Annotated in this window: 2 protein-coding genes; both read left to right on the top strand. The window is 63.3% G+C overall.

Going from position 1 to position 1344, the window contains the following annotated elements:
- Positions 1–327, top strand: a 327-nt coding sequence (locus EOA24_RS38075) for a metal ABC transporter permease (protein WP_133374916.1), incomplete at its 5' end; no start/stop codon positions are given.
- A gap of 29 nt (positions 328–356) precedes the next feature.
- Positions 357–1298, top strand: a complete 942-nt coding sequence (gene aztC, locus EOA24_RS38080; RefSeq protein WP_127410833.1) for a zinc ABC transporter substrate-binding protein AztC — start codon at positions 357–359, stop codon at positions 1296–1298.
- Positions 1299–1344 lie beyond the last annotated feature (46 nt).

The following is a 1344-nucleotide window of genomic DNA, read 5'->3' on the forward strand; positions in this document are numbered from 1 at the left end:
GTGCATTTCATCTTCCTAGGCCTTGTCGTGCTCAATCTCGTCGGCGGCTTCCAGGCCCTGGGCACGCTGCTCTCGGTCGGGCTGATGATGCTGCCTGCCGCCGCCGCCCGCTTCTGGACGGTGCGCGTGGAACCGATGTGCGTGCTGGCCGTGCTGATCGGCTTTGCCTCCTGCATCGCCGGTCTGCTTCTGTCCTACCACGCCTCGCTGCCTTCCGGCCCAGCGATCATCCTTTCGGCCGGCGTCGTCTATTTCTGCTCGATCCTGTTCGGCACGCGCGGCGTCCTGCGCGCCCGCATCGTGCACCACCGCCACCGCACCGCCTGACCAATCCCCAAGCAAGGAGAACTGTCCCAATGCTGAAATCCTTCCGTGCTGCGCTGGCTTTGAGTGTTATAACATTAAGCGCCTTCGCGACCTCTTCCGCCTTCGCGGCGCCGCTCAAAGTGGTGGCGAGTTTTACCGTGATTGCCGATTTCGCGAAGAATGTCGGCGGCGACCGGGTCAACATCACCACGATTGTCGGGCCGGACGGCGACGCGCATGTCTATGAGCCGAGCCCGGCCGACGCGGTGGCGATGGCAGGCGCCGACGTCGTGCTGGTCAACGGCCTGCATTTCGAAGGTTTCCTGCAGCGCCTGGTCGATGCGAGCGCCACCAAGGCCGCGATCGTGACGCTGACCAAGGGGGTCACGCCGATCGACTTCAAGCCGGAATTCGCCGACGCGGATGCCGCCGAAGGCGCCGATACCGGCGGCGGCAAGACCGTCACCGATCCGCACGCGTTCCAGTCGATCGTCAATGCCAAGATCTATGTGAAGAACATCGCCGATGCCTTTTGCGCCGCCGATTCCGCAGGCTGCACCGCCTATCAAAGCAACGCGGCCGCCTACACCCAAAAACTCGATGCGCTGGAAGACGAAGTGAAGGCGGCAATCCAGTCGATCCCGGAAGCGAAGCGCGTGGTCATCACCTCGCATGACGCCTTCGGCTATTTCGAGCATGAATACGGCCTAACCTTCCTGGCGCCGCAGGGCATCTCGACCGATTCCGAGCCTTCCGCGGCCGACGTCGCCAAGCTCGTCGAACAGGTGAAGCAGGACAAGGCTGCGGCGATCTTCGTGGAAAACATCACCAATCCGCGGCTGATCGAGCAGATCGCCGGCGAGACCGGCATCAAGGTCGGCGGCACGCTCTATTCGGACGCGCTGTCGGGGGCGGACGGCCCGGCCTCGACCTATATCGACATGATGCACAACAACATCACTCAGATCAAAGGCGCGATCCTCGGCAGTTGAGCCGGGCTAGTCGGCGAAACGGCAAACGCCGCCTTTCCAGCCGGAC

Source organism: Mesorhizobium sp. M2A.F.Ca.ET.039.01.1.1, from assembly GCF_003998035.1.
Taxonomy (GTDB): Bacteria; Pseudomonadota; Alphaproteobacteria; order Rhizobiales; family Rhizobiaceae; genus Mesorhizobium.